Source organism: Halorubrum sp. CGM5_25_10-8B (assembly GCF_005435095.1).
GTDB lineage: Archaea > Halobacteriota > Halobacteria > Halobacteriales > Haloferacaceae > Halorubrum > Halorubrum ezzemoulense.
The window spans coordinates 1-692 of record NZ_SGTY01000039.1 but is presented as its reverse complement, the minus strand read 5'-3'; the positions used below and the strand labels follow the sequence as shown (position 1 = coordinate 692).

Sequence of the window (692 nt, the reverse complement as noted above, 5' to 3'; positions counted from 1 at the left end):
GGTCGCGTTAAGTTAGAGGATGAGGCGGACGATTTCTGAGTGTCTATGCCAGAATTCGACCGCCTCAGCGAAGGTATCGCGTGGATCGACTTGTCGTTTGCGGAGCGAGATCGAACTCCGCGCTGGGCGATTGAAGTGGGGATCCGCTGTCACTTGGCCGGTATGTCACTACGTGAGGTAAGTAAGCATCTCGAAAGGTTTGGGATCGATCGGAGTCACGTCGCTATCCATCACTGGGTTCATAAAGCCGATCTACAGCCGATCTCGACCGTCTCCGAGGATCAACTCGCGGTTGACGAAAAGATGATCCGCCTCCACGGCCAGAAGTTCTGGCTGTACGGCGCGGTTGATCCACAGACGAACGAGATCCTTCAGGTGAGTCTCTATCCGACCACAAACAAACAGACGACGCGATGGTTTCTCACCGAGCTACACCGGCGCTATCAGCTGAACAACGTCGAATTTCTCGTCGATGACGCAGACTATCTCGGCTCAGTCCTTGCTGAAGACGGCTATCGATTTCAAGTCATTCGACATGGAAATCGGAATGCCATCGAACGTGTCTTTTGGGAAATAGAACGACGAACATCATCGTTTGCGAATAGTTTCAGCAATGTCGCGTTAGAGACAGCTCAAAATTGGCTCGAAGCCCTCGCCGTCTACCACAATTCACGCCAAACTTAACGCGACCC

General features: G+C 52.6%; 1 protein-coding gene. It reads left to right on the top strand.

Annotated elements, in window-relative coordinates; genetic code table 11:
* Positions 1-45: 45 nt before the first annotated feature.
* Entirely contained in the window at positions 46-684 is a 639-nt protein-coding gene (locus tag EXE51_RS17390) for an IS6 family transposase (protein WP_137693183.1), read from the top strand.
* Positions 685-692: the final 8 nt, after the last annotated feature.

Bases quoted from the DNA above. Each gene is read 5' to 3' on its own strand.
- EXE51_RS17390 (WP_137693183.1), top strand. From the start codon at position 46: ATGCCAGAATTCGACCGCCTCAGCGAAGGTATCGCGTGGATCGACTTG.